At 37.4% G+C, this 24,252-nt stretch carries 20 protein-coding genes; 18 read left to right on the top strand and 2 right to left on the bottom strand.

Going from position 1 to position 24,252, the window contains the following annotated elements; genetic code table 11:
- Positions 1-39: 39 nt before the first annotated feature.
- From FW768_RS21485 to FW768_RS21525, 9 genes are all read left to right on the top strand, one after another.
- Positions 40-810: an alpha/beta fold hydrolase gene (locus FW768_RS21485; RefSeq protein ID WP_153399037.1), complete on the top strand. Its 771-nt coding sequence runs from the start codon at positions 40-42 to the stop codon at positions 808-810.
- Positions 811-1,022: 212 nt separating this feature from the next.
- On the top strand, positions 1,023-1,931 hold the full coding sequence (locus FW768_RS21490) for a 1-aminocyclopropane-1-carboxylate deaminase/D-cysteine desulfhydrase (RefSeq protein ID WP_153399040.1): 909 nt from the start codon (positions 1,023-1,025) through the stop codon (positions 1,929-1,931).
- A gap of 14 nt (positions 1,932-1,945) precedes the next feature.
- Positions 1,946-3,004, top strand: a complete 1,059-nt coding sequence (locus FW768_RS21495; RefSeq protein WP_153399043.1) for a glucosaminidase domain-containing protein — start codon at positions 1,946-1,948, stop codon at positions 3,002-3,004.
- A gap of 55 nt (positions 3,005-3,059) precedes the next feature.
- Positions 3,060-4,349 carry a glutamate-1-semialdehyde 2,1-aminomutase gene (gene hemL, locus FW768_RS21500; RefSeq protein WP_153399046.1) on the top strand — a complete coding sequence of 430 codons (1,290 nt, stop codon included), beginning with the start codon at positions 3,060-3,062 and terminating at the stop codon, positions 4,347-4,349.
- 776 nt (positions 4,350-5,125) lie between these two features.
- The gene (locus FW768_RS21505; RefSeq protein WP_153399048.1) at positions 5,126-6,460 is read left to right on the top strand and encodes an amidohydrolase; all 1,335 of its coding nucleotides are present in this window, start codon (positions 5,126-5,128) and stop codon (positions 6,458-6,460) included.
- Positions 6,461-6,486: 26 nt separating this feature from the next.
- The gene (locus FW768_RS21510; protein ID WP_153399051.1) at positions 6,487-7,155 is read left to right on the top strand and encodes an ankyrin repeat domain-containing protein; all 669 of its coding nucleotides are present in this window, start codon (positions 6,487-6,489) and stop codon (positions 7,153-7,155) included.
- A gap of 354 nt (positions 7,156-7,509) precedes the next feature.
- Positions 7,510-8,355, top strand: coding sequence for an AraC family transcriptional regulator (locus FW768_RS21515; protein ID WP_153399054.1), 846 nt, complete (start codon positions 7,510-7,512; stop codon positions 8,353-8,355).
- Between the two features lie 80 nt (positions 8,356-8,435).
- Positions 8,436-9,674 (top strand): amidohydrolase, encoded by a 1,239-nt coding sequence (locus tag FW768_RS21520; protein ID WP_153399056.1) that lies wholly within the window; start codon positions 8,436-8,438, stop codon positions 9,672-9,674.
- A 156-nt stretch (positions 9,675-9,830) separates the two neighbouring features.
- Complete coding sequence (locus FW768_RS21525) at positions 9,831-10,121, top strand: hypothetical protein (protein WP_153399058.1); 291 nt, start codon at positions 9,831-9,833, stop codon at positions 10,119-10,121.
- Positions 10,122-10,187: 66 nt separating this feature from the next.
- On the opposite strand, the gene FW768_RS21530 is transcribed toward FW768_RS21525, so the two are convergent.
- Together FW768_RS21530 and FW768_RS21535 are read right to left on the bottom strand one after the other, a co-directional pair.
- On the bottom strand, positions 10,188-11,408 hold the full coding sequence (locus tag FW768_RS21530; protein WP_153399061.1) for a hypothetical protein: 1,221 nt from the start codon (positions 11,406-11,408) through the stop codon (positions 10,188-10,190).
- A 37-nt stretch (positions 11,409-11,445) separates the two neighbouring features.
- On the bottom strand, positions 11,446-14,076 hold the full coding sequence (locus tag FW768_RS21535) for a TonB-dependent receptor plug domain-containing protein (RefSeq protein WP_153399064.1): 2,631 nt from the start codon (positions 14,074-14,076) through the stop codon (positions 11,446-11,448).
- 197 nt (positions 14,077-14,273) lie between these two features.
- Here FW768_RS21535 and FW768_RS21540 point away from each other — a divergent pair, with 197 nt between their 5' ends.
- The 9 genes from FW768_RS21540 (at position 14,274) to FW768_RS21580 (ending at position 24,220) form a co-directional block, all read left to right on the top strand.
- Positions 14,274-14,951 (top strand): response regulator transcription factor, encoded by a 678-nt coding sequence (locus tag FW768_RS21540; protein WP_153399067.1) that lies wholly within the window; start codon positions 14,274-14,276, stop codon positions 14,949-14,951.
- Positions 14,952-14,998: 47 nt separating this feature from the next.
- Entirely contained in the window at positions 14,999-16,030 is a 1,032-nt protein-coding gene (locus FW768_RS21545) for a sensor histidine kinase (protein WP_153399070.1), read from the top strand.
- Between the two features lie 135 nt (positions 16,031-16,165).
- Positions 16,166-16,762: an IS1096 element passenger TnpR family protein gene (locus FW768_RS21550; RefSeq protein ID WP_153399073.1), complete on the top strand. Its 597-nt coding sequence runs from the start codon at positions 16,166-16,168 to the stop codon at positions 16,760-16,762.
- Between the two features lie 239 nt (positions 16,763-17,001).
- Positions 17,002-18,348, top strand: a complete 1,347-nt coding sequence (locus FW768_RS21555) for an alpha-amylase family glycosyl hydrolase (protein WP_153399076.1) — start codon at positions 17,002-17,004, stop codon at positions 18,346-18,348.
- Between the two features lie 82 nt (positions 18,349-18,430).
- Positions 18,431-18,871, top strand: coding sequence for a GreA/GreB family elongation factor (locus FW768_RS21560; RefSeq protein ID WP_153399079.1), 441 nt, complete (start codon positions 18,431-18,433; stop codon positions 18,869-18,871).
- A 179-nt stretch (positions 18,872-19,050) separates the two neighbouring features.
- Positions 19,051-19,845 carry a thymidylate synthase gene (locus FW768_RS21565; protein ID WP_153399082.1) on the top strand — a complete coding sequence of 265 codons (795 nt, stop codon included), beginning with the start codon at positions 19,051-19,053 and terminating at the stop codon, positions 19,843-19,845.
- Between the two features lie 295 nt (positions 19,846-20,140).
- On the top strand, positions 20,141-21,463 hold the full coding sequence (locus tag FW768_RS21570) for a serine hydrolase domain-containing protein (protein WP_231128766.1): 1,323 nt from the start codon (positions 20,141-20,143) through the stop codon (positions 21,461-21,463).
- Position 21,464: 1 nt separating this feature from the next.
- Positions 21,465-21,695 carry a hypothetical protein gene (locus FW768_RS21575; RefSeq protein WP_185152030.1) on the top strand — a complete coding sequence of 77 codons (231 nt, stop codon included), beginning with the start codon at positions 21,465-21,467 and terminating at the stop codon, positions 21,693-21,695.
- A gap of 14 nt (positions 21,696-21,709) precedes the next feature.
- The gene (locus FW768_RS21580; protein WP_153399087.1) at positions 21,710-24,220 is read left to right on the top strand and encodes a M1 family metallopeptidase; all 2,511 of its coding nucleotides are present in this window, start codon (positions 21,710-21,712) and stop codon (positions 24,218-24,220) included.
- Positions 24,221-24,252 lie beyond the last annotated feature (32 nt).

Raw genomic sequence — 24,252 nt, forward strand, 5'->3', positions numbered from 1 at the left:
AAGTGATAAAACGGAATTAAACAAATTGCAGCAAAAATCATGACCCAAAGCAAGCTGACAGAAATCAATGGAACTGATATTTATATAGAATACAATAATCGTTTTGAAGGCAGCCCCGTCATCGTTTTTCTCCATGATTCTTTAGGTTGTGTACAGCTTTGGAGAGATTTTCCTACTTGGTTGTCAGAAGCAACAGGGTGTAATTTTCTGGCGTATGACAGAGCGGGCTATGGAAAATCAGGTCCCATGCTTACCCATAAAAGACCTGTTAATTACATGGAGCTGGAAGCGGATTTTCTGAATGAGCTGCTGACAAAACTTAAGATCAATAGCGCCATTTTATTCGGCCACAGTGACGGCGGGACCATTGCCCTGATCACTGCTGCAAAATACCCGGAAAAGACAAAAGCCGTAGTGTGTGAGGCAGGGCATATTTTTGTAGAAGAAATTACATTAAAAGGCGTATATGATGCCTGGGAAGCATATAAAACAACCAACCTTCCGGAACGCCTGAAAAAATACCATGGCAACAAAGTAGAAATGCTTTTCAGAGCTTGGACCGAAACCTGGACGAGAGAAGACTACAGAACCTGGAATATAGAATATCTTTTAAAAGACATTAAATGCCCATTACTATTCATTCAAGGGGAAGTCGATGAATACGGAACTTTGGATCAGGTTGAAAAAACAGTAATTCAGATAAGCGGACCAGCAGAAAAATACATCATTCCCGAAATAGGACACACTCCCCACAAAGAAACTCCGGAATTGGTTTTGAAAAAGACCACAGAATTTATTAAAAAATTATAGATTTTTTCTAACCCTATTAAACAATCCTGTATCATTACAAAACGGGCTTCAGCCCATTTAAAATAAAAAAAACATCATATTAACCTCCCGGTAATCCGGAATGAAATTATTCTTGATTTCTATCGAAATATTCAATCCCACACATTCCCCAATCTCAACATTTCATAAATCTTTTATTAATTTTGTATAAATCTTAATAGTCAAGAAAAAAGATGCGGTTAACCGTCCCGGCAGAACCTGTTCCTATTCAGGAAATAGCTGTTAATAACAATATAAAGCTCTTCATTAAAAGGGAAGATCTTATTCATCCCTATATCTCGGGGAATAAATACTGGAAACTATTCTATAATATCAACCGGTATCTCGATAAAAATCCTGGAAAACCTTATGTTATTACTTTTGGTGGTGCATTTTCCAATCATATTGCTGCGGTCGCGGCAGCTGGGAATGCTGCGGGAATTCCAACGTTAGGTGTGATAAGAGGTGAGGAACTCCGGGATAAATGGAGAGATAACCCTACATTGCTTTTTGCCAAAAGAAACGGGATGAATTTGAAATTTGTAACCCGCGAAGAATATCGGCATAAAGAAAAATTAACCGAATTTCTTCAGCTCGAATTTCCCGAAGCGCTTGTAGTACCAGAAGGAGGAACAAACAAAGAGGCTGTAGAAGGCATAAAAATGATGCTGAATGACCAAACAAAAGATTTTGATTATCTTTGCACTGCGGTAGGAACCGGAGGAACCATTGCAGGGATCTCAAAATTTTGTGAAGAAAATCAGAAAGTTATAGGATTTAAAGTGGTTGACGATGATTCACTGGAGAATAAAATAGTTGAATTAACTTCAAGACGGAATTTTGATCTAATAGATTCATGTTTTGGAGGTTATGGTAAAATAAAAGATGAGAACATCCGTTTTATCAATGACTTCAAAGAAAAATATGGAACTCCGTTGGAACCGGTTTATACAGGAAAGATGATGCAGAAGGTTTTCGAACTAATTGATGAAGGATATTTTCCTGAACACAGCAGAATTTTGTGCTTTCATACAGGCGGACTGCAGGGAATTGAAGGCGCTAATCTGCTTTTAGAAAAACAGAACAGAAATTTAATTATATAAGTAAATTGAAAAACATGAAAAGACTTCTCTTACTAATAAGCCTTTTAGTTTTATCAAAATTTTCAGCTCAGGGCTGGGCCACTGAAGATCAGTATATCCAAAGATTTGCTAAATACGCCGTAGAGGAAATGGAAAAATATAAAATTCCGGCTTCTATTACTTTGGCTCAGGGTCTTTTAGAGACTGGGGGCGGACAGAGCAGACTGGCTCAGGAAGGCAAAAATCACTTCGGAATAAAATGTAAGGAAGACTGGACGGGTAAAACCATGAAACATACAGACGATGCACCTAACGAATGTTTCCGTGTATATGATGATCCGAGACAGTCCTATGAAGACCACTCCATATTCTTAGCAACAAGAAAATACTACGCGAATCTTTTCAAATTGGATATGAAAGATTACAGAGCATGGGCGCACGGTCTTAAAAAAGCAGGTTATGCCACCAATCCGCGCTACGCTTCCATCCTGATCAGCAAAATTGAAAAATATAAGCTTTACGAATACGATAATACTACTACCAATGAAGTATTGTATGCGGTTCTTAAAATGTATCCGGACCTGAAGGATGATAGAAATTTCATGGCTCAGCTGGAACCGTCAAAAGCAGTAAAAAAAGTTAAAGATCCTGTTACGGTAGAAGTTCCTTACAAGCAAACATCATATGCCCAGCAGCAGAAAAGGGTAGAAAGGATCAAAACAAAAGCGGAAATTCTGAATTCAATTATTATCAAAAGCCATCCGAACGAAGGCCTGAAATACATCGTTATTCCAGAAGATACCAATGTGAAATTCATTGCCAATAAATTTAAAGTAAGCGAAAGCAGACTAATGAAATGGAATGATCTGGACAGTGATGTCTTAAAGAAAAATGACATTGTCTTCCTTGAATCCAAAAATTCTGCAGGAAATACAGCCACTTATAAAGCAGAATCTGGCGAAGATATGCATGATATCGCCCAGAAATTCGGAATCAAGCTGAATAAACTCTATGCTAAAAACCGTATGGACGAAGGCCAGCAGCCTTCTGCGGGACAGCTGATCTATTTAATAGACAAAAAACCAAGAAATTAATTTTTTGTTGGTAGTTTTCAGGGGCAACCCAGAACTGCCAACCAGCAACTAATATATGAAATACCAAAGAAGTTCGGCTTTATTTGATGAAGCTTACCAATACATTCCGGGCGGAGTAAACTCTCCCGTACGTGCATTCAAATCAGTAGGAGGAGTTCCTGTTTTTATGAAATCAGCGAAAGGGGCTTACCTTACAGATGCAGATGATAATACCTATATCGATTACATCAATTCATGGGGACCCGCCATTTTAGGACATACTCATCCTGAAGTACTGGAAGAGCTGAAACTACAGGCCGAAAAAGGATTCTCTTTTGGTGCGCCTACAGAACTGGAAACCGAAATTGCAAAATTCATTGTAGAAAATGTTCCCAATATTGATCAGATCAGAATGGTTTCTTCCGGTACAGAAGCTTGTATGAGCGCAGTAAGGCTGGCAAGAGGCTTCACCAAAAGAGATAAAATCATCAAGTTTGAAGGCTGTTATCACGGGCATTCAGATTCATTCCTGATTAAAGCAGGAAGTGGTGCAGCTACTTTCGGGAATCCAAATTCTCCGGGAGTAACAGAAGGTACGGCAAAAGATACTCTTTTGGCCCGTTATAATGATATAGAGCAGGTTCAGGATTTGTTCCGTCATAATCCGGGAGAAATTGCTGCTATTATCATTGAACCGGTAGCCGGAAATATGGGTTGTGTACTTCCTGAAAATAATTTCCTGCAAAACCTTAGAAAAATCTGCGACGAAAACGGGGCTTTACTGATTTTTGATGAAGTAATGACCGGTTTCAGACTGGCTTTTGGAGGAGCTCAGGAATTATTTAATGTAAAAGCAGACCTTGTGACCTACGGAAAAGTAATCGGTGGCGGACTGCCGGTAGGAGCCTTCGCAGGAAGAAATGAAATCATGGACCATCTTGCTCCAAAAGGTGGGGTTTATCAGGCCGGAACATTAAGTGGAAATCCTTTGGCTATGAGAGCTGGATTGAAAACGCTTCAGCTGATTAAAAATGATCCGGAATTCTTCAACAGACTGGATAAAACAACAGAAACCTTAAGCATTGAGATCGGAAAAATTCTGAATGAAAAAGACATTGCTCATAAGATCAACAGAAAAGGATCTATGATGTCTGTTTTCTTCCATACCAACAGGGTTTCTAATTTTGATGAGGCTCAGGAAGCTAATCATTCATTATTTAATAATTTCTTCCATCAGATGCTTGAGAACGGAATTTACCTTCCTCCAAGCGGCTATGAAACCTACTTCATTAGTGATGCCATCAAAGAAAAAGAAATTGATATGACACTGGAAGCAGTAAGAAAATTTGAATATTCTAATAAATAAAAATAAGACCGGGTTTAAAATCCGGTTTTTTTATTTTCCACAGATTCCTAAATCTTTTTTAACAGCCAGAAATTCAATACATCACAAACATCTGCGAAATCAGTGCGATCTGTGGGAACTTTATGTAGATTGATATTTTCAAACTTTTCTCACTTTTATAAAGTAATTTCCGACAGATTCCACAGATTTTTTTAATATACAGAAGAAAAATCACATTGTTGGTTGAAACGTTATAAAGAAATAACTTTTTATATGCATCTTTTTCTTTCACCGATTACAGCGCAAACATCTGCGAAATCGGCGCGATCTGCGGGAACTTTATATAAATTATTAATGTTTTTATAAAGTAAATATACCTCAGTGCAGGATAAGAAAATTATACTTATATTAAGTGTTATAATTGATGATCAATTTATAAATTTTTGAAAAAAAATATGATGTTATTTGAGTTTTTTTAAGTGCTCCGTAGGAGTACTATGTTCATAGAATTTAATACATGATCTAAGGAGAGCTCCGTAGGAGCGACCTGATAATTATAATGATTAATATGTTGTTCTGATAGAGCTTTAATACAAACAAAATTTGAAAACAATTATAACTTCAGTCCGGGATAAAATATCTTATTTAGACTGGTTTGAAGTTGGGAGAAGAATACCTGCTAATCTTTTCAATCTGCCTGGTAAAATTACCTGAAGCATAAATTATACAGATTTTGTAATAAACCATACACTTTCTTCACAGCTGTTCTTTTTAATTTTGTCAGAAAGAGATTGGAAATGACGACTTCAGACAATACAATATCCCGTAAGGACTTTATCAGGAACTCAGCGCTGGCAATGGCCGGATTAACTTTAATACCCAACATCATGACTGCATCACCTTTTTTTGATGAGAAAAATGTTTCGGCAAAAGGAAAATTAAGCCTTAAAAATGTCCGTCTGGAAACAGGTTTTACCTATGAGGAAGGCGATGTAATAGCTACGAAAACCGATCTGTTTTATATTGAAGTTGATAACGGAAAAATTACAAAAATTGCTCCGAATCAGCCCAATGCTAAAGCTGTAGATGCAAAAGGCCTGTTGATGCTTCCTGCATTTAAAGACATGCACATCCATCTGGACAAGACTTTCTACGGAGATAAATGGCAGGCGGTAAGAAAAAGAACCGGAGGAATTAAAGGCATGATCGAACTGGAGCAGAAGATGCTTCCTGAAATGCTTAAAAACTCAACATTCAAGGCAGAAAAGATGATTGAACTGTTACAGTCCAAAGGAACATCATTTGCCCGAAGTCACGTGAATATTGAGCCTACGTCAAAACTACAGTCGTTAAAAAACTTACAGAAAGCCCTGGATAATAAAAAGAAAGGCTTTGGAGCAGAGCTGGTGGCTTTTCCTCAACATGGAGTGTTTTATACAGATTCAGTGCCTTATCTGAAAGAAGCTGCTAAGATGGATATTGATTTTATCGGTGGAGTAGATCCGTTCAATGTTGACGGAAATATTGAAAAGGTGGTCGATTTTACGGTTCAGCTGGCTTTAGATCATAAAAAAGGAATCGACATTCACCTGCACGAAACTGCGGATTCAGGGTTGAAAACCGTGGAATATCTGATTGATAAAGTTAATGAAAACCCTTCTCTAAAAGGAAAAACGTATCTGAGCCACTGTTTTATATTGGGCAAATTGGAAGCTGCAAAACAGGAAGAAGTTGCCGAAAAACTGGGAGCTGCACAAATCGGAATTGTCTCTACAATCCCTTTCGGAAGACTGGTTATGCCAATTCCGACTCTATATAAGCATAATGTAACGGTATTAACAGGAAATGACAGTATTGTAGATCACTGGAATACTTTCGGAACGGGAAGTGTGCTTCAGAAAGCCAACCTTATGGCACAGCTTTACGGCTATTCTACAGAGCTTGCGTTATCCAGAAGCTTAAAACTGGCGACAGGAAATATACTTCCACTGGATGATAAAGGAGTTCAGCAATGGCCTAAAACAGGAGATCAGGCAGACTTTGTACTGATAAACGCAAGTTGTTCCGCCGAAGCTGTATCCCGAATTTCAAACGTAGAATCTCTGGTTCATCAGGGAAATGTGGTCTTTTAAATCTCTAACCTTAAAAATGAGGCGCAATGAAAGTTTTAATATTTCTACTGGCATTCGGCAGCATGAGTGCTTGTGAGGCAAAACCCGATGGCTCTCCAAAAGAAAACAGGATGGAACAGAAAGATATAATAGGTCTGGTAAAGAAAAATGATCTGGCAGGAGTAAAATCAGCATTGGATAAAGGAGCAAATGTCAATACCAAAGATAGGATAGGGCGTTCGTTACTGCTGATCGCTACGAGAGAAAAACAGGTTGAAATGGCAAAGCTGTTGGTTTCTTATAAAGCAGATGTTAATCTTCAGGATGACCAGCTGGACAGTCCGTTTCTATATGCCGGAGCAAGCGGTCAGACAGAATTGGTGAAATTATTTTTGGAAAACGGAGCCCGTTTTGACCTGTTCAACCGGTATAATGGTACTGCATTAATTCCTGCCTGCGAAAGAGGACATGTGGAAACCGTGAAAGTATTGGTAAAGACAAAAGGATTTCCAATTAATCACGTGAACCGTTTGGGCTGGACGGCTCTTATGGAGGCCGTAATCCTTGGAAACGGAACCAAAAAATATCAGGAAATCGTAGAGATTTTAAAAGAAAATGGTGCAGATCTCAGCATTCCTGATCATTCCGGAAAAACTCCTCTGCAGCATGCCGAGGCTATGGGATTTGAACAAATTGCCCGGATATTAAGATCCTAAGACAAAATTTGGATATATATAGTTTAGTGTTGACCACAAAAACTACAGACATTTAATCATTTGAATCTTAGAAAAGCAATAAATCTTTTCAAAGAAATAGCCTGTGATTTTCCCGTTCTTTCGGAGTAATCACAGATATAAAAGTGTGATGGATCGTTTGTTTTTGTGGTTTTTTTATTTTCTCGCAGATTCTGCAGATTGAGCAGATTTTTTATTCTGTAGTAAATAGAAATCGTAGATTTCTAAAGACTGATGTGGACTTTTATACACTTAGCATGTAAACTTAGAATTTTTTGAAATAAATTGAAACAGCCTCTTATAATTTTTACTACTTTTAGGAGAAATTCAGACCGCGTGGGCCATCATACAGATCATTTTCCGGTTTTAGGAATTCAGGAGTTCAGTGAAAACCAGCTGAAGGGCTGTAATCTGCTGTTTAATGAACTTTACGGGGCACGTTCCATTGATGATCCCCACAAACATGATTTTTTTATCATTAATCTTTTTGAGCACGGTGTAGGTTCCCATACGATTGATTTTACAGAATATCAGGTAAAAGACCATCAGATCCACCTTGTTTTCCCCGATCAGGTACATCAATGGGTGATTGAAAAAGAAACAATAGGCTATCAGCTGATGATCAGCAGGGATTGGTTTGAAAGTTTTCTGCCGTCTTTAAGGTTTTCTGCATCTTATTATCAGAATCATCCGGTAATCAATCTTCCCGAAGATATTTTTGAAACCTTCAGATATGAATTTCAGGCCATCCGGAATGAACTGAAAGGAGAAACTGTTTTTTGGGAAATGATCCAGAAGCGCAGCGAGCTAATTGGTCTGATGGTAAGTAAATCTGTGGAAGGAGCTTTTAAAGATTTTGAAGTCTATCATTCAAACCCTATTATTTCCAAATTTTTACATCTGATCGATCAGCATTTTAAAACAGAAAGATCCGTTTCTTTCTATGCTGATAAACTGAATATTTCTGCCAATTACCTGAATATTGTCTGTAAGAAAAACCTTAATGCATCGGCTTCATCCCTTATTCAGGACCGTATTCTGCTGGAGGCTAAACGTCTGCTGAAAGTTTCCGAAATGTCTGTAAAAGATATTGTGTATGATCTTGGATTTTACGATCATGCCAGCTTTTCCAAATTCTTTAAGGCACAGACCGGAATGACCCCGTCCCAGTTCAAAGAATAATTTGTACAACACAAGAAATAATTGATACACCGGTTTTGAGCAGGAACAGGTGTAATTTTGTATGGTTAAAATTTTAAATCATGCAATTTCCCTATCAATTAACTGCAAAAGGAAAATATTCCCTGAAAAATGTCCGCCTGGAAACAGGTTTTGAATATGATAATGAAGAGGTGGTTGGAACAAAAACAGGCCTTTTCAGTATTGATGTTGAGGACGGAAAGATTAAAGCGGTAAAAACCAACGATCCTGATTCCGAAGCCGTAGATGCAAAAGGATATCTCATGCTTCCTGCGTTCAGAGATATGCACGTTCACCTGGATAAAACTTTATACGGACTTCCATGGCAGGCACTATCTCCGAAAAGAAGATCTGTGAAAGATATGATCGCCTATGAACAGGAACTTATTCCAAAACTCTTAAAAACTTCAGTAGAAAGAGCGGAACAGCTGATCAGCCTTTTACAGCATTACGGAACCCATTTTGCGAGAACTCATTTTAATGTAGATACCACTTCCGGATTAAAATCACTTGAACATTTAGAAAGAGCCCTCGAAAATAAAAAAGACTCATTCAGTGCTGAGCTGGTTGCTTTTCCGCAGCACGGACTTTATTATACAGATTCTGCGCCCTTGATGAAAGAAGCTGCACAACTGAAAAGTGTAGGTTTTATCGGAGGTCTTGATCCTTTAAGCATCGACGGAAGCATTGAAAAAGTACTTGATTTTACGGTACAGCTGGCCCTGGATCATAAAAAAGGAATTGATATTCATCTTCATGAAACCGGAGATTCGGGAATGAAAACCATCAATTACCTGATTGATAAAGCCATTGAAAATCCTCAGCTTCAGGGGAAAACATTCGTAAGTCATGCCTTTGCTCTGGCTCTTCTTTCAACAAAAGAAGCAGAGCAGATTGCGGAGAGACTGGCAGAAGGAAAAGTAGGAATTGCTTCGTCGGTACCGTTCGGAAAAACCATTATGCCTATTTCGTTATTAAAGAAACATGGAGTAAATGTATTGATAGGAAATGATAATGTGCAGGATTACTGGAGCACATTCGGATCCGGAAATATGCTTCAGAAAGCCAATCTTATTGCCGAATTGTATGGTTATGCTACAGAATTTGCCCTTTCAAGAGCACTACAGTTTGCTACCCAAAGTATTCTTCCGCTGGATGAAAAAGGAAAACAGCAGTGGCCTAAAGCAGGAGATGAAGCGGCAGTTGTATTCATCGACGCTTCATGTTCAGCAGAAGCTGTGTCCAGAATATCTCCAACAGAAGCCCTGATGAATGACGGGAATCTGTTCTGGAGAAGTTAATAATAAACTATATATTTTTTATATACTTGTTTTTTGTGAATCCGAAGCCATCAGTTTTCTGGTGGTTTTTTTGTGCAGATGGTTTTATGTACATTTAGGAAGCTTAAAATACTTATCGTTTTTGTAAAAACAGATTTATCCCTTAAAACAAACATAATGCAAAGAATAATAAAGGAGGGGACGTGGAAATACTCCGAAACTCATTTTGAAAAGATAATTTTAGTTGAACAGGACTGGGATCAGTTTTATGAGGAAGGGTATAGTGAAGACGAACCTTATTTAAATTCTGATGGTCTGGTCTATTACTTATATTTTGGTGATTATCAGTATAATGAACATAGAATAATATCCTCCAGAAGTATTTCTATTCCTTTTTTATCTTCCAATGAAGCTATGATACATGCAGAAAGTGAAATGCAGGGGGTGAAATGGAATGAGGAAGACTAATAAAAATCAAAAGCCATCAGAAAAAAATCTGATGGCTTTTTAATTTGATATGAAGAAACTAGTTACTTATTGTAATCCGGCTAAAAGGTTTATTCCGTCTACAGTAGCCCAGGCTCCAGGAGTTAGAGATACTTTTGTAACGGTTGAAGTATTAGTGAAAACTTTTCCTCCGTTTGGTGTGAACGCATACCCCCAAACCCCAGGATTGTCAGAGTTTAAGTAAGTCATAGGAGCAACAGATACTTTGTTGGTATTTACCTGACTTGTCTCTGTAGGTGCATCCTGAATCAGAACTGAATATGCCTTTTGAGTACCAATATTTTTATATCCGCTGATATAAACATTAGAGAAAATACCAGTTCCCTGCTTTTTAAACTGAATCGCTGAAATCTCAGGAGAGTTGGCCACTTCCGGATTAGTATTGGCATCTCTGATTAGGGTAATATTTGAAATTTTTGGGGCAACATTATCAATATTGCTGGAAGCTTCAATCTCCATACCGAAATTTCCTACACCTGTCTGGAAAGCATACCAGTTCGTATTGTTCTGCCCGCTCCATGCATCCTGCCAGTCGAAAGAATCGTCATAATTTCCATAAGAAATAATGTTTTTAGCACTTACAGTACCTCCGAAGAATTCATAGCCATCATCAGTTCCTTTGTAAGTCACAAGGTTTTCTAATGTAGTTCCTGCTCCTACTGCATAGAAAGTCATAGAGTTGGTTTCAGAAGTACCGTCACCAATCTTTTTACCTGCATATTCTACTCTTACAAACTTCATGGTTCCTGAGTTTGAATTAGCATCGCTTCCTCCGTAGTAAACATTGTTTCCATCCTCGGACAAAGCCTGAGTGTTTCCGTTGATTGCTTTGATAGGAGCACTTCCATATAAGGTAATACCACCCCAGTCACCAGGAGTTTTAGTAGCAGTTGTAAATACGATAGGTTCAGATGCTGTTCCAACAGCATTGATCTTACCGTCCTGAAGAACTACAAGACCACTCGTTTTAGTTGTAGAAACGTTAAAAGTAGCACCTGCTTCAATAGTAATTGTAGCATTGTTTGTTATTTTTACGATTCCGTCTAATGTATAATTTCCTTTTTTAATTAAGATATCCTTAGTAATGGTCCCGGATAAAGTTCCGCTTCCACTTAATACGCTTTCAGTAGTTCCAGGAGTAACTGGAGTACCATCTCCTAAGCCATCATTTACATCAATTGTACACGAATTTAAGGCTAATGTTAACACAGCAGTTAACGATAGTAATGATAAAACTCTTCTTTTCATTTTTATACTTTATTTATTTTTTATTTTTATTAATTATTTAGAACGTATATCCTACAGTCAGGTTAAAGTTTATTCCTCTGAAATAATCCGTATAGGTATTGGTTCCGTTGGTTTCTACATTATAGTAGCTTTTATCTCCTAAAAGAATTCTGTATCTGTTATTTAAAATATTTCGAACTCCGGCTTTTACGTTCCAGTTTTTAGTAAGTTGCTCCTGATATACGAAATCCAGCTGATGGAAAGGTTTTTCGTAGAAATTATCTGAACCGGAAGTCCCTACAGCGTAGATCTTAGATCCTGAAACATTGTATACCAGGGATAATGTTCTGCTTAAATTATTCTTGGTTTTGGTTTCGTATTTTAAGTCTGCGTTGATGGTGTAAGGTGAAGCTCCCTGAAGTCCTCTTTTACGTAGTTTTCCCGTATAAAAGCTAGGGTTAGGTTGTTCCAGCTTTAGCTGCTCTTCGCTTCTTTCAACATTGGTATACATAAAAGTAGCATTAGCACCTAATGTGAACTTGTCTAAAGATTCAGAAATTCTTCCCAAACTCATGATTCCTTCTAATTCGATACCAGCCAGCTCAGCTTTTTTAGCGTTGTAAAACGTAACGGTTACCCCATTGGCATCCCCAGAAGAAACAAAAGATCTTTCGATAGCGTTGTTAATTCTTTTAGCAAATAAGTTCACAGCGAACATTTCTTTGTTGGTTGGGAAATATTCCCATTTCAAATCAAAGTTATAGTTATCACTTAATTTAATGTCCGGATTACCTTTGATCGTCTCGTTATCTGGATTGATGTATGAAATTTCCATTGTTTCAATTAATACAGGACGGGTAACAGTCTTACTGAATGAAAATCTTAGGTTATTCTTATTGTTAAGAGCCTTTTTAACAGCTAGGGAAGGGAGAAATAGATTTCTTTCCTTGTCCAGATTTGTTTTTTTCTCAGCTCCCTGCTCAGAAAAACGGATTAACGTCATATCATTTTCATATCTTCCCCCAATAAGGATATCCCATGTTTCAGAAGGCTTGTAATTGAAATTAATATATCCGGCATTAACAAACTGATACATGCTTGTAAAGAAGTTGGACGCATCCGTTTCTTCCTGGAAGAAGAATCTGTTATTGGCAAGATCCTGATCAAATTTAGCCTGTGGAGAATTTTTATCGATGATAAAACTTTGTCCTGCTGTACCATTAGGTTTTCCGAAAATGAATCGGTATGATGTTTTTCTAAGATCTGCAAAGCCATTATATCCAATGGATAACTGCATCGGGAAATCTTTTTTATCTCCTTTTTCCCCTAAAAATACAGAGTACTCTCCGTAAGCGGAACCATAGAATCTTGAATTTACATCAAGGTACTGACGGATAATATTGTTTCCTCCATATGCCAGAAGCAGCTGGTTGTCAGGAAGCATATTTCCGTTTGAATCCAGACGGCTTCCTTCAAGAATCTTTCTGTCAGGCTGCTGATAGTTATTAATTACATAACTTCCTCCTGCTTTTACCTGATGTCTTTCTCCTATTTTTTGTGAGCCTGTCAGCTGAATGTTAAGGAATCTAGATAAATCCTGTTGGTTAGTACGGAAGAATCCAATATCTTTATTTTGAACCTGGTTATTTTTATATCCGTAATAATCTTCAATAATATTATTAACGTTCTGAAGGTACATCGCATTTAAATTAATAACCGTACCTTTATTTTTATATCCTAGTCCTAATAAAGCGGATGATTCTATCTGATAATTATACTGCTTTCTTTGTAATTCGTTGTTCAGGTTAATTACCCCTCCAAAATCTTTAAACTGGTTTTTTGCTCCTTCTTTATACGAATATTCCGAACTTTGATTTAATGAAAATAAGAACCCAAGATTCCCATTTTCTCCGGCTTTCATTTTTTGAACAGTGGTGAATCCGATATTAGTATTAGGTAAAGATTTCACATTATCTACATTCCAGCTGTCTTTAAACTGAGATAATGATTCACTTCCTGAAAATCTGTAATTGCTTGGCCTTGAATCTCTGATCGCTGATGGTAACTTTTTATCCCTTGAATTCAATCCAAGATAGCCCGTAAACCCGTCTGCTCCTTCTGAAACTTTAAACCCGTCTCTGAAAGTACTTACAGTATTAACACCAATCCCGAATTCAATTTTTGAAAAAGGCTTATCAATCGTCAATGTTTCAATATCAAAAGTAGCACCTGCGAAATCTCCGTAAAGGTTGGAGTTGAAGGTTTTGTAGATATTTAATTTACCTACTACATCCGTTGGAAACTGCTTTAAAGCAATAATCTTCTGGAATGGGTTGTTGGAAGGAGAGCCCAGACCGTTGATCAACAGGTAATTGTAACGCTCTTCAAGACCTCTTACGAAAAGACCTCTTCCTTCTACCGTAGTGATTCCTGTTACCTTTGTAAGTCCCTGCTCTACGTTGGAGATCCCTTTTCTGGAAATCTCTTCAGCACTTACAGCCTGCTTTTGAATAATCGCTTTTTTCTGCTCTCCTAATACGGCAGTTTCAGTTTTCTTGTTACTGCTTCCTTGGATTACTACGCCTTCAATTTTTTTCTCCTTACTGATGGTATCCTGCTTCGTTTCCTGTGCATAAAATACAGATCCGGATAAAAATAAGACTGCAATGCTAAGTTTATTAATTTTCATTATTTACTTACTTTATTTACTAGATTCTTTCGGTGCAAAGGAATAAAAGTTTGATGGCGTAAGTGGTTTAGTAAAATTTAATTTTTTTTTAACTAAACATTAATAAATAGGCATTATTGTTAACTTTATGTGAACGATAAAGGATTCGTTCATCTGTGCTTTAAAATTTATTAACTTTGAATCAGCAAAAATTTAAAATGAACCAAAAGAAAATCCTTTTAATAGACGACGAACTGGATATTTTAGAGATTCTGTCTTACAACCTGGAAAAGGAAGGCTACGACATCCACACAGCTACCAACGGAAACGAAGGAATAGAAAAAGCCAAAGAAATTATCCCTGATCTTATCTTATTAGATGTAATGATGCCGGAAAAAGATGGGATTGAGACCTGTCAGGAACTTCGTAAAGTGAAAGAACTTCAGAAAACACTGATTGTTTTTCTTTCCGCAAGAAGTGAAGAATTTTCTCAGTTAGCCGGTTTTCAGGCAGGAGCTAATGATTACGTTGTAAAACTAATCAAACCGAAGATCCTTATTTCAAAAGTTAACGCATTACTGCAGCTGACTTCCCAGGTTTCTGACAACGCTAAACTTATCGAGATTGGCGACCTTGTGATTGACAAGGATAACTTCAGAGTTTCCAAAAGCGGACAGCAGTTTCTTCTTCCTAAAAAAGAATTCGATCTGCTTTATCTGTTAGCTTCAAACACGGAAAAAGTCTTTAAAAGAGAAGAAATCCTTGAAAAAGTCTGGGGAAATGATGTAATCGTAGGTGAAAGAACCATAGATGTTCACATCAGAAGACTGAGAGAAAAACTGGGAATCAATACCATTCAGACCCTGAAAGGAATTGGCTATAAACTTATCGTTTAACGGCTTAAAATTTCTAAATTTATACCAACCTTAAAAATTTTGTAAAATTGAAATTTTACAGACTTACACTCGTCGCCTCGTGTCTTCTGACACTGGTGATGTTTCTTTTAGTAATCATCTTTGATTCGCTGAAGGACCTCTATTACCAGACACCGTTTTTTAAAATCGGACTTTTTATCTGTGTTCTCCTCATCTTTATGATCAATTATGTAGTTCTTGAACTCCTGTTCAATTACTACGGTAAAAAGCAGGTCCGCGGACTTTCTGAACTCCTTCCGCAGGAAATTGTTCATGATAATGATGAAAATATTACCATTAAAGAGCTCGGAGAAAGGTTTTCGGATCTCAATCAGCAGCAGGTAACGGAAATTGATATGATGAAGGAAATGGAAAGCTACCGTAAAGAATACATCGGCAACGTTTCCCATGAACTTAAAACTCCACTGTTTTCCATTCAGGGGTACGTGGAAACCTTAAGAGACGGCGGTGTGGATAATCTTACCATCCGTGATAAATATCTGGAAAGAATTGATAAATCCGTAGAAAGGCTTATTGCTATTGTTACAGATCTTGATATGATCAACAGGCTTGAAGCAGGGGAGATCAACCTTACAGTTTCTACATTTGATGTCAATCTCCTGATCAAGGAAATTTTTGATCTTCTTGAATTTGAAGCGGAGAAGCATACTACCACATTGCAGATTCAGACCTTACATCCGCAGATTTTTGTAGATGCTGACAAACAGAAAATATCGCAGGTTTTCATCAATTTAATTTCAAATGCCATTCATTATGCCAACAGACAGGAAGCAAGAGTAGTGGTAAAAACAAGTGTTCTGAAAAACAAGGTTCTTATTGAAGTTATTGATAATGGGATGGGAATAAAATCAGAGATTCTCCCCAGAATTTTTGAAAGATTCTACAGAGTAGAAACCAGCAGAAGCAGAAGGGAAGGCGGTTCCGGCCTGGGATTGGCGATTGTAAAGCATATTCTTGAGGCTCATAGTGAAAATATTACCGTAGAAAGTGTGTACCTTGAAGGAACCAAGTTCAGTTTTATGCTCGAGAAAAGTAAATAATCCGGTCAAAATGTAAGAAAAAAAAATATTTTAAAAAATCCTGAAATATTTTTTTGTCACATGTCATTTATTATATATTTGCAACAGAGATTTATCATAATAATTAAGGCAAAAAAAGTAATTTAAGAAACTGATATGGTTTACAAGATCCGCGTAATATTAGATGCGAAAGAAGATGTTTTCCGAGATATTGAAGTTAAAGGAAAACAATCACTATGGAACTTACATTTGGGAATTAAAAGTGCGTTCAATCTGCAGGGAGACGAGCTTTCTACTTTTAATCTTTTGGAAGATGACGGAACAATAGTAAAAAGTGTACCGTTGGAAGATATGAGTGACGATGGTGATGGCGAAATCATGTCGGATGTATACATCGATGAGGCTTTCCAAAATGCAGGTGACAAAGCACAGTTCCAATATGGACTTCTTGATCTCTGGGAGTTCTTCTGTGAATTAATTGAAATTATTGACGAGAAAAAAGGAGTTACCTATCCTATTACAGTTTATAGATTCGGAAATGTTCCTTTAAAGGCACCTAGCAAAAGTGGAAATGGAGGAAGCTCCAAAAAGAAATCAGCAATGCCTTTAATGGATGATGATTTTGGTTTTGAAGACGATTTCGGAGGAAGTGGAAACTTCGAAGATGAAGACGACAGCTTCGATGACGAAGAAGAAGATGACTACAACGATGATGTTTTCGATGATGAGGATGACAACGATGACGAGAGATAACATCTGAATACAATATAAGACCCCGGATCAATAATCCGGGGTTTTTTGTTGAAAGCAGAACTTGTTTTATCTCGTTCTGTATGATCGAAAACCTGACAGGTCTCAAAGACCTGTCAGGTTTAATAAAAAACTCCCAACCTTATCATTTTAATTCCCTTAGACTGAATTTCTCCTTCGGCTCTTTTGGTTTTTCCTCTTCTCTCAAAAAAACATTCCTTACTTTTGCTAAAATTAGATTAATGAAAAAATTAATTTTATTCGCAATCATTGGTCTGGGAATTGTTTCCTGTACCACCCAAAATACAAAAAATACTATGGATCTGCCCAAAGAATGGAAGCATACAACCAATATCTACGAAGTAAACATAAGACAATATACCAAAGAAGGAACTTTCAAAGCATTTGAAAAAGAAATGCCCCGCCTGAAGAATATGGGGGTGAAAACACTTTGGTTTATGCCCATAACTCCTATTGCCCAGCAGAATAAAAAAGGAAGCATGGGAAGTCCTTATGCAGCGTCAGACTATACTTCCATTAATCCGGAATTCGGAACTCTGGACGATTTTAAACATATGGTAAATGAAGCACACAGATTAGGATTTAAAGTAATCATAGACTGGGTAGCCAACCACACGGGATGGGATCATGTATGGACCAAAACGCATCCTGAATTTTATCTGAAAGATCCGGACGGTAAATTCCATATCGCTTCCGGAATGGATGATATCATTGAACTGGATTACAAAAACCAGGAAATGCGCCAGGCCATGATTGATGCCATGAAATTCTGGGTAAAAGAAACCAATATCGATGGCTTCAGATGTGATCTTGCTTCATGGGTAGAGGTAGATTTCTGGGAACAGGCCCGCCCTGAAGTAGAAAAATTAAAACCTCTTTTCTGGCTGGGAGAATTTGATGAATTAGAAAGCCCTGAATATGGGAAAGTATTTGATGCCAGCTACTCATGGAAATGGATGCACAAATCAGCAGATTATTATAAGAAAAATGAACCGCTTCAGGGGCTTAAAGATCTGTTGGTTCAGTATTCCAATATCGGAGATAACTCAATGAGAGCATGGTTTACCAGCAATCATGATGAAAACTCATGGAACGGAACAGAATATGAAAAATATGGAGTAATCACCAAACCGATGGCTGTTTTCTCAGCTACATGGAATGGGGTTCCTCTGCTGTATTCCGGACAGGAACTTCCCAACATGAAAAGGCTGGAGTTTTTTGAAAAAGACGTGATCAAATGGACCAATACTTATCAGGTATCTGATTTTTATAAAACTTTGCTGGAACTGAAAACTTCCAACCCGGCTTTAAGAGGTGGAGATACCCAGGTAACAACCTATCTTCTGAATACTACAGCCAACGATAAGATCCTCGCCTATGTAAGAAAGAATGGGAAAGATGAAGTTCTCGTAGTTTTGAATATGTCCAAAGAGCCTGTAAATTTCACCATTGAAGACGGAAACCTGTCGGGAACTTTCAAAAATGTCTTTGACAGATCCAAAAGAAACTTTGACACTGGAAAAGACTTCAGCTTCAAAGTTTCTGATTATGCGGTTTTTGAAAAATAATATTTTCTGAGAATCGTTAATTCTCAGATATAGTAGTAACTCTTATAAATTTCTCTCTTTTTCAGAGAAGATAAAAGCTTTCATGAACAAACAAGACCTACTAAATATTCTTACAAAAAAGATTACAGATAAGATCATACATTTTGAAAGTCTGATCGCCGAAACCCGTGCCTCCAATAATGATACTAAAAGTTCTATGGGAGATAAATATGAAACCGGACGTGAAATGCTTCAGCAGGAGATCAATAATCTTCAGCGGCAGCTTAATGAAACCCTGAGTCAGCAAGCTGTAGTTCAGAAGATATCATGCGAGCCGATGGATAAAGTAAAGAACGGAGCTTTAGTGAAAACTGATAAAGGATTATTTTATATTACAGTATCCGCAGGTGAAATTGTTTTTGAGAAACAAAAGATCATGACGGTTTCAGCAGAATCACCCCTTGTAAAAGCAATGTACGGGAAGAAGAAAAGAGAGGTTTTTACGGTGAATAACATCAGTCAGACCATTGGAGAGATCTGGTGATCTTGATAAAAAAGACTCTTATATTTCAATCTTCTGATTCTTTTTAGCCTAACTGAACAACAGTCATTTAATAGAAAAATAATATCGTTTCTATACAGGGCATTCATGAAAGTGAATGCCTTTTTAATAGTTTTTTAGGGAAGTTTTTTCTAAATTTGGACCATAAAAATCGCTTTCAAATGCAAAATTATTTAGACCTTTTACAGCATATTTTAGACAATGGAACAGACAAAACCGATAGAACCGGAACCGGAACCAGAAGTGTTTTCGGATATCAGCTAAGGTATGATCTGTCAAAAGGTTTTCCTTTGGTAACCACCAAAAAAGTGCATCTGAAATCAATTATTTATGAACTGCTTTGGTTCCTGAAAGGAGATACCAATATCAAATACCTGAATGATAATGGAGTTTCTATCTGGGATGAATGGGCCGACGAAAACGGTAATTTAGGACCTGTGTATGGAGCACAGTGGAGAAGCTGGCAGGGAGCAGATGGGAAAATTGTAGACCAGATCACAGAAGTGATCGATCAGATCAAGAAAAATCCGGATTCCCGCAGGCTGATCGTTTCCGCATGGAATACTGCTGAAATCCCAAATATGGCATTGGCACCTTGTCATGCATTGTTCCAGTTTTATGTAGCAGACGGAAAATTATCGCTGCAGCTGTATCAGAGAAGTGCCGATGTTTTTCTGGGTGTACCGTTCAATATTGCAAGTTATGCATTGCTTCTGATGATGGTGGCACAGGTATGTGACCTGGAAGTAGGCGATTATGTGCACAGCTTCGGTGATGTGCATATTTATAATAATCATTTTGAACAGGTGAACAGACAGCTTTCAAGAGAGCCAAGGCCACTTCCGGTAATGAAACTAAATTCAGAGATCAAAGATATTTTTGGATTTGATTTCGAAGATTTTACATTGGAAAACTATGATCCGCATCCCGGCATTAAAGCTCCTGTGGCTATATAATAATCAGTTCCGGAACTCCCGGAACTTTTTTTTGACGCTATTTTAACTAAAAAATAAAGAAAAGCAGCCCACAGATGAAGTCTGTCAAACCGCCAGCTTCATCGGATCAACGCAGTTGATTGCACTCTTTGCTCCCTAAAATTAACATTGCCTATAAATCATTCTTTGCGTCTATAAAAACAGCATAAAGTATGAAGGTTATTTATTTCTCATTTTATACCATCAAATGCTTCTTTCAAGGGCTTTAACTGTAACAATAGCCTTATATTAGCTACTGATTAATAAAATTAATAGTATGATGCTGAAAAAACTTTTCTTTGTAGCAGCGGCAGGATTTTCCTGCATGGCCTATTCTCAGAATACAGGCAGACAGAAACTGATGGATTATCTTGATTCCTTATCCGTTCATCATAAAGTAATGGGAAGTTTTGCCTTTGCAGACAATGATAAACCTACCTTTTTGAAAGTAACCGGATTTTCAGATGCTGCTAAAAAACAGAAAGCCAATATGAATACACAGTATCGCATAGGCTCTATTTCCAAAACATTTACGGCGGTGCTGGTGATGAAAGCAGTGGAAGACAAAAAACTTTCTCTGGATACTAAACTTTCTGCGTTTTACCCTGAAGTGGAAAATGCGGCTAAAATTACCATCAAAGACCTTTTGCAGCACAGAAGCGGTATTCATAACCTTACCAATGAAGAAGAGTACTGGACATACAATACTAAACCTCAAACGGAAATATCACTGGTATCAATCATTAAAAAATATAAAAGCGATTTTGCCCCGGGAACAAAATATGAATATAGTAATTCGGGTTATATCCTGTTAGGTTTCATCCTGGAAAAAGTATACAAAAAAAGTTATGCAAAACTTATTCAGGACAAAATTGCAGGACCTTTAAAATTAACACTTACGAAGGTAGGTGGTAAAATTGAACCTTCCAACAACCAGGCACTTTCTTATCAGTATGCTGATGGAAGCTACAAGCCATGGCAGGAAACAGATATGAGTGTTCCGATTGGTGCAGGAAACCTTATTTCTACGCCTACAGAATTGCTGAAGTTCATTATCGCTTTGGAAAACGGGAAATTAGTTGATAAAAACAGTCTTAAACAGATGAAAGAATTTATTGACGGGTATGGCTATGGGTTGGCTAAAGTTCCTTTTGATAAATATTGGGGATATGGCCATAACGGAGGAATAGATCAGTTCCGTTCCGTATTATATTATTTCCCTGAAGTGAAAGCAGGAGTAAGCTTCATTACCAATCAGTCAGATTACAATAACAATGAGATTTCGATAAAAATGTTGGAAACTGCCACAGGAAAAGACTTTAAAATGCCCAGCTTTAAAGAAGTTTCCGTTGCAGGAGACCTTTTGAAAAAGTATGAAGGACTTTATAAAGCTGAAGGATTTCCTTTGGATGTCAAAATATTTTCAGAAGGAGGCAAACTAAAAGGACAGGCCACAGGGCAGGGAGCATTTCCACTGGATGCTGTTTCTGAAAGCGAGTTCAAATTTGAAACAGCAGGAATCAAAATGAAATTCAATGCCGAAAAAGGAACAATGGATTTTTCGCAGGCAGGAAATAATTTCACTTTTAAAAAACAATAGAATGAAATATTTAAAAATAAATACCGAAGAAAATGCAGATGTTGAAGCGCTTAAAAATGCTGTGCTTCAGTTGAAAGGAGTAGAGTCGGTTGAAATCATCGATGATGAAAACCCTGAAAGCGAGCTGAAAAAAGCTTTTGCCAAAACCAAAGAACAATTAAAAACTGGTGATTATGAAACTTTGGTGAACGATATTTTTGATATACTAACGAAAAATAATTCTAAAAAATAATAAGGTAGACCATAATGAAAAAGGTGATTTTATCGATTGCTGTATTGGGAATCGTATTTTCTGCAAATGTATCAGCCCAGACTGAAACCTCAGGAAGAGAAAAGGTATACAGGGCCACTCATACCAAAATAACAGAGCTTAAACACACGAAACTTAAAGTCAGCTTCGATTATCAGAAAGAGCATATGAATGGAGAAGAATGGTTGACAGCATCTCCTTACTTTTACCCATCCAATGAACTCGTTCTGGATGCAAAAGGAATGTTGATTCATGAAGTTGCTCTGGATAATGACGGGAAAAAATCACCTCTGAAATACGATTATAAAAACGATGTTTTAAAAATCAGTCTGGATAAAATCTATCAGAAAAATCAGGATTATACCGTTTATATCAAATACACTGCCCGCCCGAATGAAGTAAAACAGGAAGGAAGTATGGCAATTAATGATGCCAAGGGACTTTATTTCATCAATGCACAAGGTAAAGACCCTGACATGCCTACGCAGATCTGGACGCAGGGTGAAACAGAGTCTTCTTCCGCATGGTTTCCTACAATAGATAAGCCGAACCAAAAAACGACTCAGGAAATTTACATGACTGTTCCAGATAAATATGTCACACTTTCCAACGGAGTTTTAAAAAATTCTCAAAAAGAAGGGGCTGGTCTTAGAACAGACCATTGGGTAATGGATAAGAGACATTCTACTTATCTTTTCTTCATGGGAGTAGGAGAATATGCGATCGTTAAAGACAAATGGAAAAATATTCCTGTAGATTACTATATTGAGAAAGAATATGAACCCTATGCGAAACAAATCTACGGAAACACACCGGAAATGATTGAGTTCTTTTCTAAAAAACTGAACTATGATTATCCATGGGTAAAATATGCACAGATTTCAGGAAGAGAATATGTAAGCGGTGCCATGGAAAACACAACAGCTACCCTCCACGGAAGCGATATTCTTCAGAAACCCGGGCAGCTGATTGATGAAAATAAATGGGAAGATACTATTGCCCACGAGTTATTTCATCATTGGTTTGGAGATCTTGTCACTGCGGAAAGCTGGAGTAACCTTACCGTAAACGAATCCTTTGCCAACTATTCCGAATACCTGTGGAATGATTATAAGTATGGAAAAGATCAGGCAGATTATCACCTGATGTCTGATGTAAATATGTACATCCATAATCCTTCCGATTTCAGGAAAAATCTGGTGAGATTCAACTATGATTCCCGCGAAGATGTTTTCGACCTTGTTACCTACCAGAAAGGAGGCGGAATCCTTCATATGCTGAGAAACTATCTTGGTGATGAAGCCTTTTTTGCCGGAATGAATGATTATCTTAAAACCAACGAATATCAGAACGCGGAAGCCCACCAGCTGAGACTGTCTTTTGAGAAAGTGAGCGGTAAAGATCTGAACTGGTTTTTTAATCAGTGGTATTTTGGAAACGGAAACCCAAAAATCAGTTATTCATCTACTTTTGAACCGGTTAAAAAACAGGTTACAGTCACGATTAATCAAACACAGGAACTCCCTTTCGAATTTCCTCTTGCTATTGATGTATATGATAGTGGAAAGCCGAAGCGATATAATGTTTGGGTAAATGCTGAAGATAAAAATACATTCACTTTTGATGTTTCTAAAAATCCGGATCTTGTCAATATCAATGCAGATGGTATTTTACTGGCAGATATTACCGACACGAAAACTCCGGAGCAGAATCTGATGCAGTTTACAGGCTCCAAAGAATTTAAAAACAGATACAAAGCTCTGACAGGGATAAAAGATCAGACTGGAAAAAATGCTTCCGCAGTAAAATTATTAGGTGCAGCACTGAAAGATCCGTTTTTCAGAATTAGAATAAAAGCATTAGAACTAATGGATCTTACTAATGCAGATCAGATGAAAGCACTGGGAGCTGAGGTTGAAAAACTGGCTTCAAATGATCCCAAAACCTTAGTTCAGGCTGCTGCAGTTGCCGCTTTGGCTAAAACTAAAGATAAAAAATACCTTCCAATCTTTGAAAAAGGAGTGAGTGCCGTTTCTAATGCAGTAAAAGGGAATTCTTTAAGTGCTGTTCTCACTATTGATCCTGCAAAAGCTGATGCCTTGGCAGATAAGATTGATCTGGAAGGAGCTTCTGATGAGTTGTTAGAACAATTACTTCCTGTTGTTGTAAAGAATAAAGTGACTTCTCAGATGTCTCATATCACTCCTCTTGCAGCATTTTATCCATTTGTTAAATTCAAAGATCCTGAACTGGGAAAAGCTGCTGAAGACGGTTTCAACTGGATCATGAGCTCAGATAATCTGAAGGCAACAGATAATATTGCCAAGATCATCACGAATGCAAAAGATCAGATGGGTGATAATCCCCAGGCTAAAATGATGGTTATCCAGATGCTTAAAGACGGACTGAGCAAGAAAATGGACCTTTTAAGACAGAATCCTCAGAAAGGGACAAGTATCAATAAGCAGATTGACGCATTGAATAAAGCGATTGAAAGCTTCAAATAAGTTGTTTCAGATACAGAATTAAAATACTCAAG

The sequence above is a fragment of the Chryseobacterium vaccae genome, from assembly GCF_009602705.1.
GTDB classification, from domain to species: domain Bacteria; phylum Bacteroidota; class Bacteroidia; order Flavobacteriales; family Weeksellaceae; genus Chryseobacterium; species Chryseobacterium vaccae.

What these genes read in the sequence shown, in the direction of transcription:
- FW768_RS21485 (WP_153399037.1), top strand. Translation starts at nt 40, where the DNA reads ATGACCCAAAGCAAGCTGACAGAAATCAATGGAACTGATATTTATATA.
- FW768_RS21550 (WP_153399073.1), top strand. Translation starts at nt 16,166, where the DNA reads ATGGTTTACAAGATCCGCGTAATATTAGATGCGAAAGAAGATGTTTTC.
- FW768_RS21535 (WP_153399064.1), bottom strand. Translation starts at nt 14,076, where the DNA reads ATGAAAATTAATAAACTTAGCATTGCAGTCTTATTTTTATCCGGATCT.
- FW768_RS21520 (WP_153399056.1), top strand. Translation starts at nt 8,436, where the DNA reads ATGCAATTTCCCTATCAATTAACTGCAAAAGGAAAATATTCCCTGAAA.
- FW768_RS21540 (WP_153399067.1), top strand. Translation starts at nt 14,274, where the DNA reads ATGAACCAAAAGAAAATCCTTTTAATAGACGACGAACTGGATATTTTA.
- FW768_RS21570 (WP_231128766.1), top strand. Translation starts at nt 20,141, where the DNA reads ATGATGCTGAAAAAACTTTTCTTTGTAGCAGCGGCAGGATTTTCCTGC.
- FW768_RS21525 (WP_153399058.1), top strand. Translation starts at nt 9,831, where the DNA reads ATGCAAAGAATAATAAAGGAGGGGACGTGGAAATACTCCGAAACTCAT.
- hemL (WP_153399046.1), top strand. Translation starts at nt 3,060, where the DNA reads ATGAAATACCAAAGAAGTTCGGCTTTATTTGATGAAGCTTACCAATAC.
- FW768_RS21565 (WP_153399082.1), top strand. Translation starts at nt 19,051, where the DNA reads ATGCAAAATTATTTAGACCTTTTACAGCATATTTTAGACAATGGAACA.
- FW768_RS21555 (WP_153399076.1), top strand. Translation starts at nt 17,002, where the DNA reads ATGAAAAAATTAATTTTATTCGCAATCATTGGTCTGGGAATTGTTTCC.
- FW768_RS21495 (WP_153399043.1), top strand. Translation starts at nt 1,946, where the DNA reads ATGAAAAGACTTCTCTTACTAATAAGCCTTTTAGTTTTATCAAAATTT.
- FW768_RS21505 (WP_153399048.1), top strand. Translation starts at nt 5,126, where the DNA reads ATGACGACTTCAGACAATACAATATCCCGTAAGGACTTTATCAGGAAC.
- FW768_RS21560 (WP_153399079.1), top strand. Translation starts at nt 18,431, where the DNA reads ATGAACAAACAAGACCTACTAAATATTCTTACAAAAAAGATTACAGAT.
- FW768_RS21580 (WP_153399087.1), top strand. Translation starts at nt 21,710, where the DNA reads ATGAAAAAGGTGATTTTATCGATTGCTGTATTGGGAATCGTATTTTCT.
- FW768_RS21575 (WP_185152030.1), top strand. Translation starts at nt 21,465, where the DNA reads ATGAAATATTTAAAAATAAATACCGAAGAAAATGCAGATGTTGAAGCG.
- FW768_RS21510 (WP_153399051.1), top strand. Translation starts at nt 6,487, where the DNA reads ATGAAAGTTTTAATATTTCTACTGGCATTCGGCAGCATGAGTGCTTGT.
- FW768_RS21530 (WP_153399061.1), bottom strand. Translation starts at nt 11,408, where the DNA reads ATGAAAAGAAGAGTTTTATCATTACTATCGTTAACTGCTGTGTTAACA.
- FW768_RS21490 (WP_153399040.1), top strand. Translation starts at nt 1,023, where the DNA reads ATGCGGTTAACCGTCCCGGCAGAACCTGTTCCTATTCAGGAAATAGCT.